The sequence below is a fragment of the Variovorax ureilyticus genome (assembly GCF_037889935.1).
In the GTDB taxonomy this organism is placed as follows: domain Bacteria; phylum Pseudomonadota; class Gammaproteobacteria; order Burkholderiales; family Burkholderiaceae_C; genus Variovorax; species Variovorax ureilyticus.
In genome coordinates this window covers 33833-56993 of record NZ_JBBKZU010000009.1, presented here as the reverse complement: position 1 = coordinate 56993, position 23161 = coordinate 33833, and the positions used below count along the sequence as shown (strand labels likewise).

Here is a 23161-nt window from a genome sequence, read left to right as displayed (position 1 = left end):
TCAATCGTCTTTCACCCCCAGCGACCGTCTCAGCGCCTGGAAATCGGCGGAGCGCCGCATCGCGCTGCGGCCGGCGGCGATCAGGCGGGTGACCTCCTCGTCGCTGATGGAAAACGCGGTCGGCACTTGTAACAAGCGCAGCCGCAATTCGCCATCCGCCGCATCCCGCAGGTTGGCCTGCACCACGTGGATTTCCGCGTCGGGCGCGAAGGCATCGGCGCCGGCGCTCCGGCGGCGCAGGTCTTCTCGCCACTGCCGAGCGGTATCCAGAAGGAACTCCTGCGTCTCCAGCGTGGCGCGCGCCCCGGCGCCGAAAAGCAGCGTGTCCGTCACCTGGCGCATGCCGGGCACCCGGTCGCTCTGGTCGACGTTGTTGGCCGGGTCGCGCGCCGAATTCACGCTGATCACCACCAGTTTCCGCACGCTGCCCGGCGGGATGCCGACCTCCTCGAAGCTCTCGCGAAGCCCACCGCCGAGCAGCGCCCGGTCGAGCAGCCGCCGCACGGCGAGGTTGTCCGCGACTCCGCCGTCGACCAGGTGGATGAAGGGCCGCGCTTCGGCGTCGAGATAGCTGTTCGCCTGCATGCGGAACATGCGCGCGCGGTAGTTCGCGCCGCCGACGGTGGCCAGGCGCGGCGTGATGCCCCGGTCGCGGCACTCCTGGGAGTGGTTCTTGAGCGTCATCGGGCTCAGGAGCACCGGCACCGCCGACGAAGCCGCGACCGCGAAGGACAGCGGCACGCTCTGCAGGTCGGAGCAGATCAGCTCGAACTGGTCCTGCGTGAATTCGAAGGGAGTTCCGAGCGACATGTCCGTCGCCGCGATCACCAGTTGCGGGTGCCGCGGATCGTTCTCGATGTCGCCGTAGGTCTTGCCCTGGTAGATCTCGTCGAGCCGCCGGGCCAGCAGATGCGAGCGGCCGTACCAGGGCGAACTCAGGTCGTGCAGGCTGCTCGGCCGCAGCGCCTGCAGGATCAGGCTGTTCTGGAAGTTCTGGCGCAGGAAGATGGTTTCGAAATTCGGCAGGCCCTCGGCGCCGAAAGCCGCGTAGTAGGCCGCCAGGATGCTCCCGCCCGAGACACCGCTGATGACGTCGGTCGCGTTGAGCAGGTCGGTCTCGCGGCCGTTCCACTGGAACCTGGTGTCGCGCAGTTCCTCGAGCACGCCAAAGCCGAAAGCCGCCGCGCGCGCACCGCCGCCGGACAGCGTGACCGCCACCAGGATGGTCGGATCGCGCTGCGCGGTCGCGATGACGATCGATCGCGGGGGCGGATTCTCAGGCAGCGGGTCGTTGATCCACGGCCGCAGCGACGAGCAGGCCGAAAGGCATGCCGCGATCAGGAGAGGCCAGAACGCGCGCAGGCCCCGCATAAGTGCTCAGGCTGGGACGAGACGCCAATCGGCAAGCAGCCCGGGAAGCTGCGCCATGTCCGTGAACACATGCGCTGCGCCGACTGCGCGCAGCGCCTCGGGCCCGCTGTGGCCCAGCTCGCTCGGGCTGTAGCCGAAGACGGTCGCACCGGCCGCAACCCCGGCGCTGGCACCGGTGACCGTGTCCTCGACCACCGCGCAGCGCGCCGGATCGACGCCGAGCGCCTCCGCCGCCGCGAGGTACACGTCGGGCGCCGGCTTGGAGCGCGGCATCTCGTGCCCGCTGAAGACCCGGCCCTTGAAGCAGTCGAGGATGCCGATCTTGTCGAGCTGCAGTTCGACCTTGAAGCGATCTGCGCCCGATGCGCAGGCGATGCGGCCTTCGAGCGCCGCATGCAGCGCCCGCACGGCGGTTGCAGCGCCCGGAATGGCCACGAGTTCGCGCTCCAGCGCGACGTTGCGCCGCTCACGGAAGCCGACGAGCCACTGCGGCGTGAGCCTGAAGCCGGTTCGCGCCTCGATCAGCGTCGCCTCGTCCTTGACCGCCTTGCCGGTGAAGATGCGCATGCATTCATCGACGGTCAACGCCCAGCCCAGTTCGCCGAGCATTTCTGCCAGGACGCGATTGGTGATGGGTTCGGAGTCGACGAGGACGCCGTCGCAATCAAAAAGGACGGCATCGAAAGGAAAGGCACTCATGGCGCCGATCCTATCAACGAAGCCCTTTCAGCTCCATGTCAGACGACGGGCTTGACCGGGATGTAGATCTCGCCGCCGCCCGCCTTGAATTCGGCGGACTTGCCGGCCATGCCCGCCTCGACGGCGGCGCCTTCGTCGAGGCCCTTCTGCGCCGCGTACTCGCGCACTTCCTGCGTGATCTTCATCGAGCAGAACTTCGGCCCGCACATCGAGCAGAAGTGCGCGACCTTGCTGCTGTCCTTGGGCAGCGTCTCGTCGTGGAATTCGCGCGCGGTGTCGGGGTCGAGGCCCAGGTTGAACTGGTCCTGCCAGCGGAAGTCGAAGCGCGCCTGCGAGAGCGCGTCGTCGCGCGCCCGCGCACCGGGGTGCCCCTTGGCGACGTCCGCCGCATGCGCCGCGATCTTGTACGCGATGATCCCCTGCTTCACATCGTCGCGGTCCGGCAGGCCCAGGTGCTCCTTCGGCGTGACGTAGCACAGCATCGCGGTGCCGAACCAGCCGATCATCGCGGCGCCGATCGCGCTGGCGATGTGGTCGTAGCCCGGCGCGATGTCGATGGTCAGCGGGCCGAGCGTGTAGAAGGGCGCCTCGTGGCAGTGCTTGAGCTGCTCGTCCATGTTGGCCTGGATCAGGTGCATCGGCACATGGCCCGGGCCTTCGATCATGGTCTGCACATCGTGCTTCCACGCGATCTGCGTGAGCTCGCCGAGCGTGCGCAGCTCGGCGAACTGGGCCTCGTCGTTGGCATCCGAGGCGCAGCCGGGCCGCAGGCCGTCGCCGAGCGAGAAGCTCACGTCGTAGGCCTTCATGATCTCGCAGATGTCCTCGAAGTGCGTGTAGAGGAAGCTCTCCTTGTGATGGGCGATGCACCACTTGGCCATGATCGAGCCGCCGCGCGAGACGATGCCGGTGCGGCGGTTGGCCGTGAGGTGGATGAACGGCAGCCGCAGCCCCGCGTGGATGGTGAAGTAGTCGACGCCCTGCTCCGCCTGCTCGATCAGCGTGTCGCGGTAGATCTCCCAGGTGAGGTCCTCGGCGATGCCGCCCACCTTCTCGAGCGCCTGGTAGATCGGCACCGTGCCGATCGGCACCGGGCTGTTGCGCACGATCCAGTCGCGCGTGGTGTGGATGTTGCGGCCGGTGGAAAGGTCCATCACGTTGTCGGCGCCCCAGCGGATCGCCCACACGAGCTTCTCCACCTCTTCCTCGATGCTCGAGGTCACGGCCGAGTTGCCGATGTTGGCGTTGATCTTGACCTTGAAGTTGCGGCCGATCGCCATCGGTTCGACTTCCGGGTGGTTGATGTTGGCCGGGATGATCGCGCGGCCGCGCGCCACTTCGTCGCGCACGAATTCGGGCGTGATGATCTTCGGGATGCTCGCGCCCATCGGGTTGCCGGCGAGGCGCTTCTCGCGCGCCGCATCGGCCATGTACTCGGCCATCCATTCGCGGCGGCCGTTCTCGCGCAGCGCGACGTATTCCATCTCGGGCGTGACGATGCCGCGGCGCGCGTAGTGCATCTGCGTGACGTTGGCGCCGGCCTTCGCGCGGCGCGGCGTGCGCTGCAGGCTCGCGGCGCCGGCGCGCAGCTCGGCGATGCGCTGGGCATCGCGGTCGGCGTGCGTCGCGCCGTCGTCGATGGCCTTGTGGATGCGGCCTTCGTAGCTCTCGGTGTCGCCGCGCTCGGCGATCCACGCTTCGCGCACGCCCGGCAGGCCGCGCCGCACGTCGATCTCGACCGAAGGATCGGTGTACGGGCCGGAGGTGTCGTAGAGCGACACGCACTCGCCGTTGGTCAAGAGCACGTCGCGCACCGGCACCCGCAGGTCGGGCCGGCTGCCGGTGATGGCGCTCTTGGTAGAAGCGGGGAAAGGCTCACGCGTCAGCGTGAGGAGGGAGGCGAACTTGTCGACTGCATTCATGCGGGGCACTCCAGGTTGGGTTCAACGGGGTGCTCCGCAATCGCTCCAGGGATGGATGCCGGCCTTGGATGATGGGCCTTGGGCATCGCGGGAGTTGCAGCTCTTCTTACGCTGGCATGAACCAGATCAAGTTCGCGGGTTCGGCCTCTGGCCATCTCAGCGCGCCTCATTGCGCGCACCCCGGAGCGGGGCCGATTCTAGGCGCTGGCTGCGCGGGGGAGCAAGCGACGCGCGATGGAGTCAGCCGTGGGTCAGCCGGCGACCAGCCTGCAATCAGGTGGCGATCATGCGGGAGTGGCGACGGCCATCGGCGCGGCGGCCGGCGCTTCGACGGCGGTCTCGGCCATCCATGCATCGATGCCGCCCGCCAGCACGCGGACGCGAGGCACGCCCGCGGCGATGAAGAGACGCGCCGCCGCAATGGCACCGCCGTCCTCCGGGCAATCGCAGTACACGACCAGTTCCCGCCCATCCGCAAAACCGTCGATGCGCGACGGAATGTGCTTGAGCGACACGCCGATCGCCCCCGGAATGGCTCGGCCGTCCAGAAGGCGTGCCTCGTTGGAACGCACGTCGATCACCGTCACGTCCGTGCCCGCCGAGAGTGCTGCGCGCAAGGCGCCCACTTCGATGCGATCGACGTCATCCGCCTGCAGCGCAACCCGGCGTTGCCAGTAGCGCCACGCGACGAAGACGCCGAGAAGCACGGCGATCACCGCCGCGGCGGTCACGCCCACGCTGGAGAGCACCGCCAGCACATCCTGGATCGCCGCATGAAACACGCGCCCGACGAGCAGGAAGCCCAGGGTCCAGATCAGCGCGGCCAGCGTCTCGTAGGACAGGAAGCGCGCGTTCGACATGCCCAGCGCACCCGCCATCGGCGGCGCCACCACCGACACGCCCGGCACGAACTTGGCCGCGATCAGCGACAGGCCGCCCCAGCGGCCGATGATGTTCTCGCTGCGCTTGACGCACGAATCCGCCGACAGCGAGATCCGGCACAGCAGGCGCATCACGCGATAACCCCAGCGCCGCCCGGCAACGAACCATGCCCCGTCGCCCAGGATGTTGCCCAGGAGCGCCGCCAGCGTGACCGCGACGAACGAAACCTCGCCGTCGACCGTCAATCCACCGGCCACCACGAGAAAAGGAACGGCCGGCACCGGCGCACCCAGCCGCGCCGCCAGCGTGGCGACGAACACCAGGACCGAACCCTGGCTGGCGAGTAGTGCAACGAAGTCGTTCATTTCCGGAACCTGGAGGTGAGGGTGGATGGATGCCTGGCTATTCCTTGGGTTGCGTCGCCGCTTCCTGGGTCGAAGGTCCGCCGTGCAGTTCAACGTCGGTGAAATAGGCGATGCCGTGGCCGTGCGTGTTGTCCGAGTCCGCCGAGATCGCGATCGCCACGATGTCCGGCACTGTATCGCCGGCCTCGTCAGCGAAGGCGCGCTTGTAGTCCGCGAGCAGATTGCGGCGCTCCGCGACCCAGGTGCCGGGCTTGGAGGCCGGGCCGGACTCGAGAACGAACATCCGCACGCGCTTCGTGAAGGCATTCGCGAACGCCGTGCCCTTGGCTTCCTTGGCGTCCCAGACGTAGCAGAGCGCTTCGCTCGGCACGTCTTCGCCGGTGGCCTTGCGCGCCAGCGCAAGGCGTGTGCGCTCGCTTACCGGCAGCTTGTCGGTCGGGAAGTCGAAGAACACGCAGACCTTGGCCGCGCCGTCGTCGCCGGAGCGCGTGCGCAGATCGGCGCCCTCCACGAATTCGTCGACGCGCCAGCGCCATGCCAGCGTCGAATTGACGTTCAGCGGCAGGTGCGTCGGATGCACGAGGTTGCCGTACGACTGGTCGGAATCGACCTTGAGCACGCGCTTGCCGTCTTCCTGGACCACTTCGAAACGCGTGGCGGCCTTGTTGGGCAGCGTGGTGAAGCGCCACGGCTGCGGTGCCTGCGCGCCCTGCGCACTGGAGAAGGGCGTCAGGAGCGGTGCTTCGCCCGCCGCGTGGACCAGAGGAGCGGCCAGCAGCGCTGCCGCCAGCGGCAACGCGGATGCGATGCGCCGCCACTGCACATTACGAACCGTCTTGCTGAACGTCATGTCGCACTCCTGCCTCGTGTTGTTGGTCTTTCGGGCAAGCGTGCTGGACGCTTTTACCCACGAGGACGAAGTGTGAGGGTTCGACGTCGCAAGATAAATAGGCCAAAAGGAATCGGACTGTATCGATGGCGGACACAATCCAGCGCCGCATGGTCCGGATCGACGCCAATCAGCGCAGATCGCCGTCGACGTAGTACCAGCGTTTCAGCTCGCCGTCAGGTTCGCGGACGAAGCGGCTGCGCTCGTGCAGCCGCACTGCGGCGCCGGTCTTGCCGCGCTGGCGGGCGACGAACTCCACTTCGGCCTGGTCTGCATCCGATGCCGATCGCGAACGGACGTCGAGTCCGAGCCACTTCACTTCCGGCTCGAAATCGAGCGACCCGGGGCGGGTGGTGCGGTGCCAGGTCGCGAGCAGATAGTCCGCCCGCTCGCGCACGAAGGCGGTGTAGCGCGAGCGCATGAGCGATTCCGCATCGGGCGCCGGCGTGCGCTCGAAGTCGTCCACATAGCGGCCGCAACATTGGGCGTAGGGCAGCGCAGAGCCCTTGCGATCGCGGCGCCCACAGGGGCATTGAACGAGGGCGGAGCCCGAAGAGGACTTGGACATGGGGGATCGGGGACGGAAAGCCGTCGCGTATTGTGCAGACACGCCCCGCCCGCCTCGCGCAAACCCTGAATCGAGCCGATGGCGCGGCACCCGCAGCGCGGCTAAGCTCCGGGCGACTTCCATGGAGCGACCATGTACCTGAGCGGTTCGGAGCAACACGCGCTGCGCGGCATCTTCGCGCTGCTCGCGGAAGACCAGAGCGAGCGCGAGGTCCGCGAGCGCACCGGCTGGGCGCTGCTCGACCTGTTGCGGGCAGACCAGTTCGCCTCCTTCGTGTGGGATGCCGCCAGCGGCACCTTCGGCGGCCGGGTCGCGCTCAACATGGATCCGGCCAATCTCGACGGCTACAACCGCTGGCACCAGTACCACGACCCCATCACCTTCGTGCTGCAGGCGCGCCGCCATGCCACCCGCGTCACCGAAGTAATGCCGCAGCGGGAGTTGATGCGAACCGCGTTCTTCACCGACTTCCTCTCGCGCGACGGACTGCACTGGGGCATGAATCTCCACGCCTTTCACGGCGACCGCGCGCTGGGCGACCTGCGCATCTGGCGCCGCCGGGACCGCGGCGATTTCAGCGACCACGACAAGGCGCTGCTCGACCTCATCGAACCGGCCTTCGCCGGCGCGCTGCAACGCGCACGGCGTGAAGCGCCGGGGAAGACCGCGCCGGCGGCCGCCGACAACGCACCCGCGTGGTCGCGGCTGAGCGAACGCGAGCGCGAGGTCGCGGCAGCCGTGTGCCGGGGACTCACCGACAAGGACATCGCGCGGCGCATGGGCATCGGCGTGCCGACCGTGCGCACCTACCTGCGGCGCATCTTCGACAAGCTCGGCATCGAACGCCGCGCGGCGCTGGCCGGCCTCGCGGGGCCGGATCGCCCTGACTGAGGAACGGTCCGCGCCTACTTCGCCGGCGCCGGCAGCCGGCCCAGCAAGGGCTCGATCGCAAGGCCCAGCGCCAGCAGCTTGCGGTCGCTGCCCGCCGGCCCATCCAGTTCCAGGCCCACGGGAAGACCGCTCGTGGCACCCAATGCCACAGGCAGTTGCAGCCCCGGGATGCCGGCGTTGCTGCCGGGGTCCGTGTTCTGGATCAGGGCGACGAAGTTTTCCACGCTGCTCGCATCCGGCGTGGCCGCGAGCGCCACGCGAGGCACCGTCGGGAACACCAGCGCATCCAGCCTGTTCTTCGTGAAGGTGTCGCGATAGAGCTTCTGCAGCGCCGGCCGGGCCACGCCCATCGCGTTGTCGTAGGCGGGCTTCGCATCCACCACGCCGTTGGGTGCCGGCAGCTTGCGCGGGATGATCAGGCCGTCGAAAGTGCCCTTGACATCCGGACTGGCGATCCCGGCCGCCAACTGCGCCAGATCGACGCCGGTGTGGTACCTGGCCAGATAGGTCGCGATGTCGTCATGCGCCTCGTAGAGCGCGACCGGAAATCCGACGGCGCCGTTGAGCTCCGCCAGGTTCGGCATATCCACATCCACCAGCGTGACGCCGGCTCCGCGCAGCTTGGCGAGCGCCGCGTCGACGGCACCGCGCGTATCGGCATCGAGGTTCGCGTGGAACTCCTTCACCACACCGAGCCGCACGTGCTTCAGGCTGGCCGGCTTGACCGCCGTCCCGCCGGCGATGACGCGATCGAGCAAGGCGACATCGGCCACCGAGACAGCCATCGGCCCTGCCGTGTCGCGCGTGTGCGAGATCGGCGTGATGCCGTCCTGCGAATAGCGCCCCACCGTCGGGCGCAGCGAAGCGCAGCCGTTGAACGCGCACGGGATGCGGACCGAGCCCCCGGTGTCGGTGCCCAGACCGGCCGGCGCCATGCGGGCGCCGAGCGCCGCGCCGGTGCCCGAGGACGACCCGCCCGCGATGCGGCTGCTGTCGTAGGCATTGCGCACGCCCACCTCCGGGCCCGTCTGGAACGCCGGGTTGTAGCCAGTGACGCCGAACGCCAGTTCGTGCATGTGCGTCTTGCCCAGCACGATCGCGCCGGCCGAGCGCAGCTTGGCGACCACCGGGGCATCGGCCGTGGGCACGAAATTCTTGAGCGAGGGCGTGCCGGCCGTGGCGGGCAGGCCCTTCACCTGGATGTTGTCCTTCACGACCACCGGAACACCGGCCAGGGGCAGGCAGGCGCCGCCCCGCTTGCGCGCCGCGTCCGCCGCACGCGCCGCCGCCAGCGCGCCCGCTTCGTCGAGCGTGACAAAGGCATTCAGCTGCGGCTTCGCCTTGGCCTTGGCGATGTAGGCCGACACCAGCTGCTCGCTGCTGAGCGAACCCGCACAAATCTGCCGCGCGGCCTCGCTGGCTGTCAGCTTCGCCAGATCCGGCGTGGCGGATTGCGCCGACGCCGGCAATCCGGCCGCGGTGATGGAAAGCACCGCCGCTGCACGCAGGGCGGAAGATGTGAACGAACAAGGCATGACAGGACCTCCGACAAGGAGCCCCATGCTGCTACGCCGTGCCTCGCTTGTCTGTCATCGAAATCGATGACAGGGGGTCTGCGCTTCAGGCCAGCGCCCGCTGGATCAGCAGCTTCTGGATGTCCGACGTGCCTTCGTAGATCTGGCACACCCGCACGTCGCGGTAGATGCGCTCCAGCGGGAAGTCGTTGACGTAGCCGTAGCCGCCCAGCGTCTGGATGGCCGCGCTGCAGACGCGCTCGGCCATCTCGCTGGCGAAGAGCTTGGCCATCGCCGCTTCCTTGAGGCACGGCAGGCCGGCGTCGCGCAGGCTGGCGGCGTGCCAGATCAGCTGGCGGGCCGCCTCGATCTGCGTCGCGCATTCCGCGAGCCGGAAGCCCACCGCCTGCTGCTCGAAGATCGAGCCGCCGAAGGCCTGGCGCTCCTTCGCGTAGTTGACCGCGAACTCGAACGCGCTGCGCGCCATGCCCACGCTCTGCGCGGCGATGCCGATGCGCCCGCCTTCGAGCGCACCCAGCGCGATCTTGTAGCCCTCGCCTTCCTGCCCGATCAGGTTCTCGGCCGGGATGCGGCAGCCGTCGAAGTTGATCTGCGCGGTGTCGCTCGAATGCTGTCCCAGCTTGTCTTCGAGGCGCGCGACGTTGTAGCCCGGCGCATCGGTCGGCACGATGAAGGCGCTCATGCCGCGCTTGCCCGCGCCCTTGTCGGTGACCGCGATCACGATCGCGACCTGCCCGTTCTTGCCGCTGGTGATGAACTGCTTCACGCCGTCGATCACATAGCCGTCGCCGTCCTTGCGCGCCGTGGTGCGCAGCGACGAGGCATCGCTGCCCGCCTGCGGCTCGGTGAGGCAGAAGGCGCCGAGCATCTTGCCCTGCGCGAGCGGCTGCAGCCATTTCCTCTTCTGCGCCGCATTGCCATAGCGCATCAGGATCGCGTTGACCGGGCAGTTGGTCACGCTGATCGAGGTGCTGGTGCCGCCGTCGCCCGCGGCGATTTCCTCGAGCACCAGCGCGAGCGTCAGGTAATCGAGCCCCGCGCCACCGTCTTCCTCCGGCACGCAGATGCCGTAGGCGCCCAGCGCCGCCAGGCCCTCGTGGGCCGCTTTCGGAAAGCTGTGGTCGCGGTCCCATTGGGGCGCGTGGGGCCACAGTTCGGCCTGCGCGAAGGCGCGCACGGCGTCGCGAATGGCTTCCTGGTCGGTGTTGAGCAGCATGGCGGACTCCTTGTTCAGTGCATGGCCTGTCGTGCGTCGTTGTCTCGGCCGAGGTCCATGATCAGCTTGCCGGCCATGTACAGGCGACGCGGAATCGCGCTGGTGTCCACGTACTCGGCCTTGTCGCTGTGGTAGCCGAAGCCCGGCAGGCCCAGGCTTTCGATGACCGGCTTGCCCGAGAGCGCCGCGTAGGCCGCATCGGTGCCGCCGCCGGTGCGCTCGGTCACCGCGAGCTCGCCGCCGGCTTCCTTGTAGTAGGCCACTGCCTTGTCGACCAGCTTGCGGCCGCCTTCGCCCGCATTGAAGGCCGGACGGCCGCGCGTGACGACCACCTTGACGTCGGCGTCCGGCAGCTTCTTCTTCTGTGCGCGGGTTTCGAGCGTCTTCATGGCGGCCTCGAAGTCTTCGTTCTTCGCGTAGCGCACGTCGGCGTTGAGCGTGGCGCTCGCGGGGATGATGTTCGACACCGCGCCGGCCTTGGCGATGGTCCAGTTGAAGCGAAGGCCCTTGGCCTTGTCGTCGATGTCCTGCGTGCGCAGCACGAGGTCCGACGCCTCGACCAGCGCATTGACGCCGAGTTCCGGCGCCGCGCCCGCATGCGATGCCTTGCCGGTGATGTTGGCCTGCACGTAGGCGATGCCCGAGGTGCCGAGCGAAAGGTCTTCCTTGCCCACGCCGGTGGGCTCGAAGGACAGCACGTAGTCGGACTTCGCGGCTTCTTCCTGGATCAGGTCGCGCGAGCCGAAGGAGCCCTTCTCCTCGTCGGTGTTGAACAGCACCGTGATGCTGCCGAAGTCCTCGAAGCCGCGTGCCTTGAGCAGCTTGAGCGTGTGGATGATCACCGCGTTGCCGCCCTTGTCGTCGGCGATGCCAGGGCCGTACGCCTTGTCGCCCTCGATGCGGAACGGCGCCTTGGCGAGGATGCCCTTGAGGTAGACCGTGTCCATGTGCGAGATCAGCAGCAGGTTCTTGCCGCCCTTGCCCTTGATCTTGCCGACGATGTTGTCGCCGACCACGATGCCGGCCGACTTGCTGCGCGTGACGGCGAAGCCGAGCGACTTGAGCTGGTCTTCGAGGTACTTGCCGGCCGCTTCGAGGCCTTCCGCGTCGCCGGTGCCGGTTTCGATGTTGACCAGGTTCTCGAGCGTCTTGATGACCGCCGGCTTTTCAGCGGTGGCGGCGTCGAACAGGGCCTGGTCGCGGGTCTGCGCGTGGGCGGCGGAGGCGAGGAATACGGAAGCAAGCAGCGTCGCGATGGCGCTGCGGGGAAAGGCCGGATGCATGAAGAAGTGTCTCCTGAATGAAAGCTTTTGATTCTAGGCAGCGACATAGAGCCGACCGCTGCATGGATGGACAAAAAAGAGCCCGCACCATCACACGACAGTGCGGGCAGCGGCCGTCACGGGGCCGCGAAAAAATCAGACCAGTTCGATCGCGACGGCCGTGCCTTCGCCGCCGCCGATGCACAGCGTCGCGACGCCGCGCTTCTTGCCGCGCTGCTGCAGCGCATGGATCAGCGTGACCATGATGCGCGCGCCGCTCGCGCCGATCGGGTGGCCCAGCGCGCAGGCGCCGCCGTTCACGTTGACGATGTCGTGCGCCACCGACAGCTCGTGCATCAGCGCCATCGGCACCACCGCGAAGGCCTCGTTGACTTCCCAGAGGTCGACGTCCTTCACGCCCCAGCCGGTCTTCTTGAACAGCTTGGCGACCGCACCGACCGGTGCAGTGGAGAACCACTCGGGCTGCTGCGCGTGCGTGGTGTGCCCGACGAGGCGCGCGATCGGCCTCGCGCCGTACTTCTTCGCGGTGCTCTCGGTCATCATCACCAGCGCAGCGGCGCCGTCGTTGATCGACGAGCTCGACGCGGCGGTGATCGTGCCACCGTCCTTCTTGAACGCCGGCTTGAGCGTCGGGATCTTGTCGAGCTTGACCTTGCCCGGGCCTTCGTCGATGTCGATCACGGTCTCGCCGCCGCGGCCCTTGACGGTCACCGCAGCGATCTCGGCCTTGAACGCGCCCGACGTGGTTGCGGCCTTCGCGCGCTCCACGCTGGCGATCGCGAAGGCATCCTGCTGCTCGCGCGTGAACTTGTACTTGGCCGCGCAGTCCTCGCCGAAGGTGCCCATGGAGCGGCCCGGCTGGTAGGCGTCCTCGAGGCCGTCGAGCATCATGTGGTCGAAGATGCGGTCATGGCCCATGCGGTAGCCGCCGCGGCCCTTGAGCATCAGGTAGGGCGCGTTGGTCATGCTTTCCATGCCGCCGGCCACCATCACTTCGTGCGTGCCCGCGAGCAGCATGTCGTGCGCCATCATGGCCGCCTTCATGGCCGAGCCGCACATCTTGCTGAGCGTGACCGCGCCCGCGCTGTCGGGCAGGCCGCCCTTGTACGCGGCCTGCCGCGCCGGCGCCTGGCCCTGGCCGGCCATCAGGCAGTTGCCGAAGAGCACTTCGCCCACGCTGTCGGCGCTGATGCCGGCGCGCTCGACGGCGGCCTTGATCGCCACGCCGCCCAGGTCGTGCGCCGCAAGAGAAGAAAAATCGCCCTGGAAGCCGCCCATCGGGGTACGGGCCGCGCCGACGATCACGATCGATTCGCTCATGGAAGTTGCTCCTTCAGATGGTTGTCAAAAATAGGGTTCATGGCCCACGTGCTTGAAACGCTGGGCCTCGTCATAGGGAAAGACATCGAGCATCTGGCCCGCCTGGATGCGCTCCTTGTGGCTCTGCCAGAAGGCCGCGTCGAGCAGGTCCGCGTGGTGGGCCATGAAGGCTTCGCGCACCGCGGCGTTGCCGAGGAGAAAAGGGCCGAAGGTCTCCGGAAACACATCCTTGGGCCCCACCGCATACCAGACCTCGCCGCTCATCTCCTCTTCCTCGGTACGCGGCGCGGGCACCTTGCGGAAGTTGCAGTCGGTCAGGTATTCGATCTCGTCGTAGTCGTAGAACACGACCTTGCCGCCGCGCGTGACGCCGAAGTTCTTCCACAGCATGTCGCCCGGAAAGATGTTCGCGGCCACCATGTCCTTGATCGCATTGCCGTACTCGACCACCGCATGCTCCAGCTGCTTGCTCGCACGGTGGGCATGCTCGGGCTGGTCGAGCAGGTCGAACGCCTCCTGCAGGTAGATGTTGAGCGGGATCATGCGCCGCTCGATGTAGCAGTGCTTGAGCACCACTTCCATCTCCCCGTTGCCGTCGCGGTCGCCGATCTCGAGCTGGCTCGGGGCGAAGCGCTTGATCTCCTCGATCAGCTCGGGCTCGAAGCGGTCCAGCGGAAAGCCGACGTTGCTGTACTCCAGCGTGTCTGCCATGCGGCCCACGCGGTCGTGCTGCTTCACCAGCATGTACTTGCTCTTGATCTGCTCGCGCGTGGTGTCCTTCTGCGGCGGGTAGTAGTCGCGGATCAGCTTGAAGACGTACGGGAACGACGGCAGGTCGAACACCAGCATCACCATGCCCTTGATGCCCGGCGCGCTGCGGAACTTGTCGCTCGAATAGTTCAGGTGGGCGAGGAAGTCGCGGTAGAAGAGCGTCTTGCCCTGCTTGGCGAGCCCGAGGGCGTTGTAGATCTCGGCGCGCGGCTTGCGCGGCATCAGCGAACGCAGGAACTGCACATAGGCCGACGGCACTTCCATCTCGACCATGAAGTAGGCCCGCGCGAAGCTGAAGAGCATCTGCAGGTCCTCCTCGCCGAAGAGCACCGCATCGATGTAGAACCTGTTGTCCGCGTCGTGCAGGATCGGCAGCGCAAGCGGCAGCTCGGTGAAGCCGTTGATGATCTTGCCCACCACGTACGCGCCCTTGTTGCGATAGAAGAGCCCCGAGAGCACCTGCAACTGGAAGTTGGCGCGCAGCTTCACCTGATGGAAGCGGCTGAGGATCGCGGTCGCGACGCGGCCGGCATCGCGCTCGAGGTTGGCGTAGCCGCGCCCCTGCAGGCGGTAGTCCAGCAGCAGCGACTGGATCACGCCGGGCAGCGTTTCCGGCGTCGGGTAGTAGGCGCGGTAGGTCGGCGCGCCTTGCTGCTCGATGTACTCGGTGCTGATCGCCGGCCGCACGAAGATGAAGTCGTTCTGGAAATACGCGCGATGCAGGATCTTGGTCGTGACCGAGTTGAAGAAGGTCTCGGCCAGCTCCGGCTGGTGATGGTCGACCAGCAGGCCGATGAAGTGCAGCTTGACCTGGTGCCACACCTCCATCGGCTGCTCGCCGGCCTTGAACTCTTTTTCGAGGCGCGCCACCGCCTCGCCCACCCGCAGGTCATAGAACTCGATGCGCTCGCGCTGCGCGCGCTGCTGCCCGTGCCAGTCGGCCGTCTCGAAGCGGTGCTTGGCGCGCGCCGATTCGGCCCGGAACAAGCGGTAGTGCCGGTCGAACCCGTCCCGCATCGCCTTGGCGATGTCATAGGCCAGCGGCGAATCGAGGCGCTGCGGGAACATGGGCCGTGCGGCGGGCGCCGGTGCGCTTACTTGATGTACTCGGAGGTCGGCGTCTCCGCCGGCTTGCTCCACTTGTAGCGGATGCGCTGCACCGCCGCGCGATAGAGGTTCTCCATCGCCTTGGTGCCGTCGACGGTGATCTCGAGGTCCTGGATGAGGCCGTCGTGCACGCCGAAGGCCCAGCCGTGGATCGTGACCGACTGGCCGCGGCCCCATGCGTCCTGCATCACGGTGCTGACGGCCACGTTGACCACCTGCTCCGCCACGTTCAGCTCGCACAGCGCGTTGGCGCGAGCGGCTTCGGGCAGCGTGTCGAGCATCACGTGATGGCGGTCGCGCACGTCCTGGATGTGGCGCAGCCAGTTGTCCGCGATGCCGATGCGCGCGCCTTCGAGCGCGGCCTGGACGCCCGAGCAGCCGTAGTGGCCGACCACCATGATGTGCCGCACCTTGAGCCGCTCCACCGCGAACTGGATCGCCGAGAGCGCATTCAGATCGGAATGGACCACGATGTTCGCGACGTTGCGATGCACGAAGACCTCGCCCGGCTCCAGCCCGGTGATCTGGTTCGCGGGCACGCGGCTGTCGGAGCAGCCGATCCACATGTACTTGGGCGTCTGCTGCTTCACCAGGCTGGTGAAGAAGCCGGGACGGTCGCGCTCCATGCGCGCGGACCAGGAGCGGTTGTGGGCGAACAGGTCTTCGAGGTTGTCTGTGGCGTTGTTGTCCATGGGTGTCTTCGTGATGATGGGGGTGTGTTGATGCGGTGGCGCGCTCAGCGCACCTTCGGTTTCTCGGTCCGCGCCAGTGCGGCGCGTGCCTTCTTCTCCTGCGCACGGATCTCGTCGATGTTGGCCTGCAGATCCGTCAACTGCGCTTCGAGCTGCTGCCGATGGTTGCCGAGCACGCCCAGGAATCGCTGCAGCTGCGCCGCGGTGTCGCGCGGACTGTCGTACATGTCGAGGATCTCCTTCGCCTCGGTCAACGTCAGCCCCAGCCGCTTGGCGCGCAGCGTCAGCGTCAGCCGGGCCCGGTCGCGCGAGCTGTAGATGCGCTGCAGCCCCGCCCGCTCGGGCGCGAGCAGGCCCATGTCCTCATAGAAGCGGATCGCCCGCGTGGTGAGGTCGAACTCCTTCGCGAGCTCGCCGATGGTGAAGGTTTGTGACGGCATGTAATCCGGATCGAAACGAGCGCGACAGCAGGTTCGGGACGCACTGCCTACAATGACGGCTCCTTGCCATGACGTTTACGTTAACGTCAATCGTACATGAACCTACTCGAACGCGAACTCAAATACCCCCACGGTGACACCCTGCCGGGCCCCGGCGAGGCGATCGAAGTGGCCCCCGGCGTGCGCTGGATCCGCATGGCACTGCCCTTTGCGCTCGACCACATCAACCTCTGGCTGCTGCGCGACAACATCGACGGCGTGGACGGATGGTCGGTGGTCGACACCTGCATTTCGCACGACGCCGCGCGCGCGCAGTGGGAGCAGATCTTCAACACACAGCTCGACGGCCTGCCGATCCTGCGCGTCATCGTCACCCACATGCACCCCGACCACATCGGGCTCGCCGACTGGCTGTGCAAGCGCTGGAATGCGCCGCTGTGGATCAGTTCGACCGACTACCACGTGGCGCGCGTGCTCACCACCGCGGGCGACACGCTCGCCGGCGGCGATGCGGCAGCGGATTTCTTCGCGTCGCACGGCCTGGTCGATGCGGAATCCGTCGCCAAGATCCGCGCGCGAACGAGCTACTACGCGAACATGGTGCCCGCCGTGCCCGCGTCCTTCGTGCGCATGCTGGACGGCGAAATCGTGCACGTCGGCGGCCGCGCATGGCGCTGCATCAGCGGCTACGGCCACGCGCCGGAACACATCGCGCTCTACTGCGAAGAACTCAATGCACTGCTCGGCGGCGACATGATGCTGCCGCGCATCTCGACCAACGTCAGCGTGCATGCGGGCGAGCCTGAGGCCAATTCGCTCAAGCTCTTCCTCGACAGCATCGAGCGATTCAAGGAACTGCCGGAAGACGTGCTGGGCCTTCCGTCGCACGGCAAGCCCTTCACCGGCGTGCACCGGCGGGTAGAGCAGCTGAAGGAGCACCATCGCGACCGGCTCGCCGAACTGCTCGAAGCCTGCGTCGCCAAGCCGCTGAGTGCGGCGGAAGGGCTGCCGATCCTCTTCAAGCGCGCCCTCGACCTGCACCAGATGACTTTCGCGATGGGCGAAACCGTGGCCCACCTGCACCTCCTCTGGGATTCGGGCCAGGTGCAGCGCCGGCGCGGCGAAGACGGCATTTATCGCTTCGGCGCCTTCCAATGAGCGTGATCGACCAGCTCCGCGCCGGCCAGTTGGCCGGGGTGCGGCGGCTGGATCTCCGCGGCTGCGGACTCACCGAATTTCCACGCGAAGTCTTCGATCTCGCGGATTCGTTGGAAGTGCTGGATCTCTCCGGCAATGCGATGGACGCGCTGCCCGACGACCTGCACCGGCTCGCGCAACTGCGCGTGCTGTTCTGCTCCGACAACCCGTTCACCGAAATGCCGGCGGCGCTGGGGCAATGCCCCAGGCTCGAAATGGTCGCCTTCAAGGCCAATCGCATCCGCACCGTGCCTGCCGAGTCGCTGCCGCCTCGGCTGCGCTGGCTGATCCTGACCAACAACCGGATCGAATCGCTGCCAGCGGAGCTCGGCAATCGGCCGCGACTGCAAAAACTGATGCTCGCGGGAAACCGGCTGCGCGCGCTGCCACCCGAAATGGCCGCCTGCCAGGCGTTGGAGCTGGTCCGCATCTCCGCCAACGAATTCGATGCACTGCCCGCGTGGCTGCTTTCGCTGCCGCGCCTCTCCTGGCTGGCCTTCTCGGGCAATCCGTTCGATGAAGGGCCGGAAGTGGCCGCGATGAATGCGGTGCCGACGGAATCCGTACCGTGGCGGCAACTCTCGCTGCGGCACAAGCTGGGCGAAGGCGCTTCCGGCGTGATCCATCAAGCGGATTGGCAGCGTGCCGACGGCAGCACGCAAGCGGTCGCGGTCAAGCTCTTCAAGGGCGAAGTCACCAGCGACGGCTGGCCGCACAGCGAAATGGCCGCGTGCATCGCGGCCGACCGGCATCCGAACCTGATCGAAGTGCTGGGCCGCATCCACGACCATCCGGCGGGCACGCCCGGGCTCGTGCTGAAGCTGGTCGACCCATCGTTTTGCAATCTGGCGGGGCCGCCGAGTTTCGAGTCGTGCACGCGCGATGTGTATGCCGAGGATGCGCGCTGGTCCTTCGCGACCGCCTGGCGCATGGCGGGCGGCATCGCGTCGGCGGTCGCGCAACTGCACGCGCACGGCACTGTCCACGCCGACCTGTACGCGCACAACATGCTCTGGAACGGCGAAGGCGACGTGATGCTCGGCGACTTCGGCGCCGCGTGCTTCCTGCCGCGCGACGACGAGGCCACCAGCCGGACTCTGGAACGCATCGAGGCGCGGGCTTTCGGGTGTTTGCTCGAAGAACTGCTGGCGCATTGCGATCCCGTCGCGGACGGCGAACGGGCACGCCACGCCCTTCTCGCGCAATTGCAGTCGAGATGCATGAGCGCCGACATCGCCGCGCGCCCCGCGTTCGCGGAAATCGCTTCGCTGCTTTCGGCATGAGCCGCCCGGCCGCTCCGAACGCAAATACCGAAGCGCTGCCGCGCGAGGTAAGTCAATGACCCAGCGCGCACTGCCGCTCCCCGTGCGCGACGGCGTCGGCCCGAGCTGCGTGGTGTTGCCCGCGGGCGACTGGCCCACGGTGCTCGACTACTTCGTGCATCGCTTCACGGCGGTCACGCGCCCGCAATGGCAGGCCCGCATGGGCGCCGGCGAGGTGGTCGACGTGCACGGCGTGCCGATCACCGAAACGCGGCGCTTCGAAGAGCACCTGCGCATCTACTACTACCGCCATCTCGATTCCGAGCCCCACGTACCTTTCGAGGAACACGTTCTCTTCCGCGACGAGCACCTGCTCGCGGTGGACAAGCCGCATTTCCTCTCGATCTCGCCCGTGGGCAAGTACGTCCAGCAGACGCTGCTGGTGCGCCTCAAACGCAAACTGGGCATCGACGAACTCGTGCCGCTGCACCGCATCGACCGCGAGACGGCCGGGGTTGTTCTCTTCTCGGTGCAGCGCGCGAGCCGGGGCGCGTACGTGCAGCTCTTCGCCGAACGCACGATCGAGAAGCGCTACGAGGCGATCGTGCATCGCGCCGCAGATTTCGCGCCACCGGCCATGCGCCGCAGCCGCCTCGAAGACGACGCCCATTTCATGCGCATGCGCGAAGTCCCCGGCGAGCCCAATTCCGAGACGCACATCGAGGTGCTCGCTACCCGCGCGGACTGGGCGCACCTGTCGCTCTCGCCGGTCACCGGCCGCCGGCACCAGTTGCGGGTGCACTGCCATGCGCTCGGCATGCCGATCCTGAACGACGCGATCTACCCGGTGCTGCGCCCCGAAGGCACCGACGACTACGCGCGCCCGCTGCAACTGCTGGCGCGCGAGGTGCGCTTTCGCGATCCGCTCAGCGGCGCGGAACGCTTCTTCGCCAGCCAGCGCTCGCTCGTCCTGCCGCCTAGGTGACGCGGTTCTCCGGCGCCCCGCACTAAGCTTGCGGCAGCTTCATCAGGAGACAACCGCATGGACACGACCCAACTCTTCTCGCTCGAGGGCCGCACCGCCCTCATCACCGGCGGCTCGCGCGGCATCGGCCGCATGATTGCCGAAGGCTTCCTGGCGCAGGGCGCGCGCGTCTACATCTCGGCGCGCAAGGCCGAGGCCTGCGACCAGACCGCGAAGGAGCTTTCCGCCTTCGGCCACTGCGTTTCGCTGCCGGCGGATGTCTCCACGCTCGAAGGCGCGCAGGCGCTGGTCGATGCCTACGCCGGGCATGAGGACAAGCTCGACATCCTCGTCAACAACGCCGGCGCCGCCTGGGGCGCGCCGTATGAGGAGTTTCCGGAAAGCGGCTGGGACAAGGTCGTCGACCTCAACCTCAAGACGCCCTTCTTCCTGACCAAGGCGCTCACGCCCATGCTCAAGAAGGCCGCGACCGACCATCTCGCGAAGGTCATCAACATCGCATCGATCGACGGCATCTCGGTCAACCCGCAGGAAACCTACTCGTACGCCGCGAGCAAGGCCGGCCTGATCCAGCTCACCCGACGCATGGCGCTGCGCCTGGCGCAGGACCGCATCGTGGTCAGCGCGATCGCCCCGGGCGCCTTCGCGTCGAACATGAACAAGGAAGCGCGCGACCACGCCGACGAGATCAAGGGCCACATCCCAGCCGGCCGCATCGGCGAGCCGGAAGACATGGCCGGCGCGGCGATCTACCTCGCTTCGCGCGCGGGCGACTACGTGATGGGCTCGACGCTCATCGTCGACGGCGGCGTGACGCACGCGCGCTGAACGCGCCCGCCGCGGCGGCGCTGCCTCAGGCCGCCGGGCGGACCTCTGCCGGCGAGTGAACCGGCAGCGCGTTCAACGGAATGCGCAAATAGGCCACGCCGTTCTCGTCCGCAGGCGGTAACTGCCCGGCACGCACGTTCACCTGGATCGAGGGAAGGATCAGCGTCGGCACATCGAGCGTCACATCGCGCGCGGTGCGCATGGCGACGAATTCGGCCTCGCTGATGCCGTCGTGCACATGGATGTTGTGCGCGCGCTGCTCGGCCACCGTGGTCTGCCACTGGGGCGCCCGCGTGGCGGGCGGGTAGTCGTGGCAGACGTACATCGTCGTCTGATCCGGCAGCGCCAGCAGACGTTGGATCGACGCATGGAGCTGGCGCGCATCGCCGCCCGGGAAATCCGCGCGCGCGGTGCCGACGTCCGGCATGAAAAGCGTATCGCCGACGAAGACCGCCCCATCGACGAGATAGGCCATGTCCGCAGGCGTGTGGCCGGGCACGAGCAACGCTGTGGCCTCGGTGTCGCCGATCCTGAACACCTCACCGTCCTTGAAGAGATGATCGAACTGGCTGCCGTCCGGCAGGAAGCTGCGTTCGAGGTTGAAGAGCTTCTTGAACGTTGCCTGCACCGTGCAAATGTTCTCGCCGATGCCGATGCGCCCGCCCGCCTGCGACTGGATGTAGCGCGCGCCCGAGAGGTGGTCCGCGTGCGCATGGGTTTCAAGAATCCATTCGATCTGCAAACCCTCGCCGCGAATGTAGGCCAGCACGGCATCGGCCGAGGCCGTGCTGGTGTGCCCTGACTTGAAATCGAAGTCGAGCACCGGATCGATGACGGCCGCGCGGCGCGTGGCGTGGTCCCAGACGACGTAGGAGATCGTCCATGTGCGGGGATCGAAAAAGCCTTGGGTGGTGGTGCGGGTCGACATGAAGTGCTCCTTGGCGGCGATTCTCACTTGATTGACTTACATTATATGTTTCAACATAATATTAAGTCCATAAGCGAGAAATTCCAAGACCATGAAGCGAGCCCCCACCATCGACCCCGAACGACTGCGCGCCGCTGCAGGCAACGCGGTCGGCGCCCTCAAGGTACTGGCCAACGAAGACCGCCTGCTGCTGCTGTGCCAGTTGTCGCAGGGCGAGATGTGCGTGAGCGATCTCGAAGAAGCGCTCGGCATCCGGCAGCCGACGCTGTCGCAGCAACTCGGCGTGCTGCGCAACGAAGGCGTGGTCGATACGCGGCGCGAAGGCAAGAACATCTACTACAGCGTGGCCGATCCGGCGCTGCTCGAAATCCTCGCGGTGCTCTACCGCATCTACTGCCCCACGGAGAAATGATGTCGATCGACTGGAACCACTTCACACCCATCGCCTCCCTCCTGGGCGGCGTTCTCATCGGACTGGCCGCGGCGATGTTCGCGCTGCTCAACGGCCGCATCGCCGGCATCAGCGGTGTTCTGGGCGGATTGCTCAGGCCGGCCAAGGGCGACATCGCCTGGCGCGCGGCCTTCGTCCTGGGCCTGGTCGGCGCGCCGATCGTCTACCTGCTGTTTGCCGCCCTGCCGCGACCGCACATCGACGCGAGCTACGGCGCGCTCGTGCTTGCCGGACTGCTGGTCGGCCTCGGCACGCGCTACGGCGCGGGCTGCACCAGCGGGCACGGCGTCTGCGGGCTGTCGCGCCTCTCGCCGCGTTCGCTGGTCGCCACCTTGTCATTCATGGGCGCGGGCTTCGTCACCGTCTTCGTCGTGCGCCACCTTCTCGGTTCGTGAGGCAACTTCCATGGCACTTCTTCTGACTTCGCTTCTCGCCGGCCTCGTGTTCGGGCTCGGCCTCATCGTCTCCGGCATGGCCGATCCGGCCAAGGTGCTGGGGTTTCTGGACCTCGCCGGTTCGTGGGATCCATCGCTCGCCTTCGTGATGGGCGGCGCGATCGCGGTGGGCCTCGTGGCCTTCTTCATTGCCGGGCGGCGGACCCTGTCCTTCATCGGCGCCGAGATGAGGCTGCCCGCCGCACGCCGCATCGATCGCCGGCTGGTCGGCGGCAGCCTGCTGTTCGGCATCGGCTGGGGGATCGCCGGCTTCTGCCCGGGGCCGGGCCTCGTCGCGCTCGGCATGGGCGAGTTCAAGGCGCTGGTGTTCGTGGCGGCCATGCTGGCCGGCATGGGGCTGTTCGAGCTGCTCGAAGCGGTTCGGATTCATGGCACTACCGCAGGTACTGCCGAAAAGACTCCTGGGTGAATCGAGCGACCACGCGCAGGATGCGAGATCGAGGCATCTCGATTTCTCGCACGGGAAAACCCCATGTTCCCCACCCGCCATCGTCGGGCATCGCAAGGCTCCAGGACCTCGAAGCCATCAACAAAAAAAGCTCCCGGAGGAGCTTTTTGATGACGCCGTAAGCGCTCAGTATCCGCCGCGGCCACCGCCATTGCGATTGCCGCCGCCATATCCGCCACCGCCGCCACCATACCCGCCACTGCGGCCACCACCATAGCCGCCGCCAGAGCGCGGCTCCATCGGGCGGGCTTCATTGACGGTCAGGTTGCGCCCCCCCAGCGAACGGCCATTCAGACCTTCGATCGCCGCCAGCGCTTCCGCGTCGGTGCCCATTTCGACAAAGCCGAAGCCTTTGGAGCGGTCGGTATCACGCTCCATCATGACCTTGGCACTGGCGACCGCCCCATACTGGCCGAAAGCCTGTTCAAGGTCGTTGTCGCGCACGGAGTAGGCGAGGTTGCCCACGTAAAGTTTCTTGCCCATTGAGGACTCCTAATTCAAACCACCAAACATGAAGCGGTGGGGTTAAGAGTCACAACAGCAATGCGCTGTGGCGCGAAGACGATCACCGGATCACGCCCCTGACAGTGGATCGGCCAGGAACGCCTTCCCATTGTCGTCCAACGGGCGGGTTTGGGAAACCGGATTGCGCGAAC

Annotated in this window: 23 protein-coding genes and 1 riboswitch; of the genes, 8 read left to right on the top strand and 15 right to left on the bottom strand. The window is 67.2% G+C overall.

Annotated elements, in window-relative coordinates; translation table 11 throughout:
- The 6 genes from WKW77_RS20510 to WKW77_RS20485 all read right to left on the bottom strand — a co-directional run bounded on the left by WKW77_RS20510 (position 1) and on the right by WKW77_RS20485 (position 6696).
- Complete coding sequence (locus tag WKW77_RS20510) at positions 1-1371, bottom strand: patatin-like phospholipase family protein (protein WP_340358726.1); 1371 nt, start codon at positions 1369-1371, stop codon at positions 1-3.
- A 6-nt stretch (positions 1372-1377) separates the two neighbouring features.
- Positions 1378-2070, bottom strand: a complete 693-nt coding sequence (locus WKW77_RS20505) for an HAD family hydrolase (protein ID WP_340358725.1) — start codon at positions 2068-2070, stop codon at positions 1378-1380.
- Between the two features lie 38 nt (positions 2071-2108).
- Positions 2109-3992, bottom strand: a complete 1884-nt coding sequence (gene thiC / locus WKW77_RS20500) for a phosphomethylpyrimidine synthase ThiC (protein WP_340358724.1) — start codon at positions 3990-3992, stop codon at positions 2109-2111.
- Positions 3993-4078: 86 nt separating this feature from the next.
- A riboswitch (TPP riboswitch) is annotated at positions 4079-4185 on the bottom strand.
- 91 nt (positions 4186-4276) lie between these two features.
- Positions 4277-5239 (bottom strand): VTT domain-containing protein, encoded by a 963-nt coding sequence (locus WKW77_RS20495; RefSeq protein WP_340358723.1) that lies wholly within the window; start codon positions 5237-5239, stop codon positions 4277-4279.
- 37 nt (positions 5240-5276) lie between these two features.
- Positions 5277-6089: a DUF3047 domain-containing protein gene (locus WKW77_RS20490; protein ID WP_340358722.1), complete on the bottom strand. Its 813-nt coding sequence runs from the start codon at positions 6087-6089 to the stop codon at positions 5277-5279.
- 169 nt (positions 6090-6258) lie between these two features.
- Positions 6259-6696: a YchJ family protein gene (locus WKW77_RS20485; protein WP_340358721.1), complete on the bottom strand. Its 438-nt coding sequence runs from the start codon at positions 6694-6696 to the stop codon at positions 6259-6261.
- Positions 6697-6828: 132 nt separating this feature from the next.
- Between WKW77_RS20485 and WKW77_RS20480 the strand changes: the two genes are divergently transcribed.
- Positions 6829-7587 carry a helix-turn-helix transcriptional regulator gene (locus WKW77_RS20480; protein WP_340358720.1) on the top strand — a complete coding sequence of 253 codons (759 nt, stop codon included), beginning with the start codon at positions 6829-6831 and terminating at the stop codon, positions 7585-7587.
- 14 nt (positions 7588-7601) lie between these two features.
- Here the strand turns inward: WKW77_RS20480 and iaaH are convergent, their stop codons facing one another.
- From iaaH to WKW77_RS20445, 7 genes are all read right to left on the bottom strand, one after another.
- Positions 7602-9122, bottom strand: a complete 1521-nt coding sequence (gene iaaH, locus WKW77_RS20475) for an indoleacetamide hydrolase (RefSeq protein ID WP_340358719.1) — start codon at positions 9120-9122, stop codon at positions 7602-7604.
- Positions 9123-9207: 85 nt separating this feature from the next.
- Positions 9208-10338 (bottom strand): acyl-CoA dehydrogenase family protein, encoded by a 1131-nt coding sequence (locus WKW77_RS20470; protein ID WP_340358718.1) that lies wholly within the window; start codon positions 10336-10338, stop codon positions 9208-9210.
- Positions 10339-10352: 14 nt separating this feature from the next.
- A complete protein-coding gene (locus WKW77_RS20465; protein ID WP_340358717.1) occupies positions 10353-11621 on the bottom strand; it encodes a glutamate carboxypeptidase in 1269 nt (422 codons plus the stop codon).
- Positions 11622-11756: 135 nt separating this feature from the next.
- Positions 11757-12941, bottom strand: coding sequence for an acetyl-CoA C-acyltransferase (locus WKW77_RS20460; protein ID WP_340358716.1), 1185 nt, complete (start codon positions 12939-12941; stop codon positions 11757-11759).
- A 24-nt stretch (positions 12942-12965) separates the two neighbouring features.
- Positions 12966-14780 (bottom strand): bifunctional isocitrate dehydrogenase kinase/phosphatase, encoded by a 1815-nt coding sequence (aceK, locus tag WKW77_RS20455; protein WP_340358715.1) that lies wholly within the window; start codon positions 14778-14780, stop codon positions 12966-12968.
- A 26-nt stretch (positions 14781-14806) separates the two neighbouring features.
- A complete protein-coding gene (can, locus tag WKW77_RS20450; RefSeq protein ID WP_340358714.1) occupies positions 14807-15511 on the bottom strand; it encodes a carbonate dehydratase in 705 nt (234 codons plus the stop codon).
- 44 nt (positions 15512-15555) lie between these two features.
- A complete protein-coding gene (locus WKW77_RS20445) occupies positions 15556-15951 on the bottom strand; it encodes a MerR family transcriptional regulator (protein ID WP_340358713.1) in 396 nt (131 codons plus the stop codon).
- 96 nt (positions 15952-16047) lie between these two features.
- On the opposite strand from WKW77_RS20445, the gene WKW77_RS20440 reads away from it, so the two are divergent.
- From WKW77_RS20440 to WKW77_RS20425, 4 genes are read left to right on the top strand one after another with little or no spacing between them, the layout of a single operon-like run.
- Positions 16048-17109: an MBL fold metallo-hydrolase gene (locus WKW77_RS20440; RefSeq protein WP_340358712.1), complete on the top strand. Its 1062-nt coding sequence runs from the start codon at positions 16048-16050 to the stop codon at positions 17107-17109.
- A complete protein-coding gene (locus WKW77_RS20435; protein ID WP_340358711.1) occupies positions 17106-18431 on the top strand; it encodes a leucine-rich repeat-containing protein kinase family protein in 1326 nt (441 codons plus the stop codon). The genes WKW77_RS20440 and WKW77_RS20435 overlap by 4 nt, the downstream gene beginning before the upstream one ends.
- A 55-nt stretch (positions 18432-18486) precedes the next feature.
- Positions 18487-19395, top strand: a complete 909-nt coding sequence (locus WKW77_RS20430; RefSeq protein WP_340358710.1) for a pseudouridine synthase — start codon at positions 18487-18489, stop codon at positions 19393-19395.
- 57 nt (positions 19396-19452) lie between these two features.
- Positions 19453-20223, top strand: coding sequence for an SDR family oxidoreductase (locus WKW77_RS20425; RefSeq protein WP_340358709.1), 771 nt, complete (start codon positions 19453-19455; stop codon positions 20221-20223).
- 25 nt (positions 20224-20248) lie between these two features.
- Here the strand turns inward: WKW77_RS20425 and WKW77_RS20420 are convergent, their stop codons facing one another.
- A complete protein-coding gene (locus WKW77_RS20420; RefSeq protein WP_340358708.1) occupies positions 20249-21151 on the bottom strand; it encodes an MBL fold metallo-hydrolase in 903 nt (300 codons plus the stop codon).
- Between the two features lie 91 nt (positions 21152-21242).
- Between WKW77_RS20420 and WKW77_RS20415 the strand changes: the two genes are divergently transcribed.
- From WKW77_RS20415 to WKW77_RS20405, 3 genes are read left to right on the top strand one after another with little or no spacing between them, the layout of a single operon-like run.
- Positions 21243-21563 (top strand): ArsR/SmtB family transcription factor, encoded by a 321-nt coding sequence (locus tag WKW77_RS20415; protein WP_340358707.1) that lies wholly within the window; start codon positions 21243-21245, stop codon positions 21561-21563.
- A complete protein-coding gene (locus WKW77_RS20410) occupies positions 21563-21997 on the top strand; it encodes a YeeE/YedE family protein (protein ID WP_340358706.1) in 435 nt (144 codons plus the stop codon). The genes WKW77_RS20415 and WKW77_RS20410 overlap by 1 nt, the downstream gene beginning before the upstream one ends.
- Before the next feature lie 10 nt (positions 21998-22007).
- Positions 22008-22466, top strand: a complete 459-nt coding sequence (locus WKW77_RS20405) for a DUF6691 family protein (RefSeq protein ID WP_340358705.1) — start codon at positions 22008-22010, stop codon at positions 22464-22466.
- A 165-nt stretch (positions 22467-22631) separates the two neighbouring features.
- Here the strand turns inward: WKW77_RS20405 and WKW77_RS20400 are convergent, their stop codons facing one another.
- A complete protein-coding gene (locus tag WKW77_RS20400) occupies positions 22632-22988 on the bottom strand; it encodes an RNA recognition motif domain-containing protein (protein ID WP_340358704.1) in 357 nt (118 codons plus the stop codon).
- Between the last annotated feature and the right edge of the window lie 173 nt (positions 22989-23161).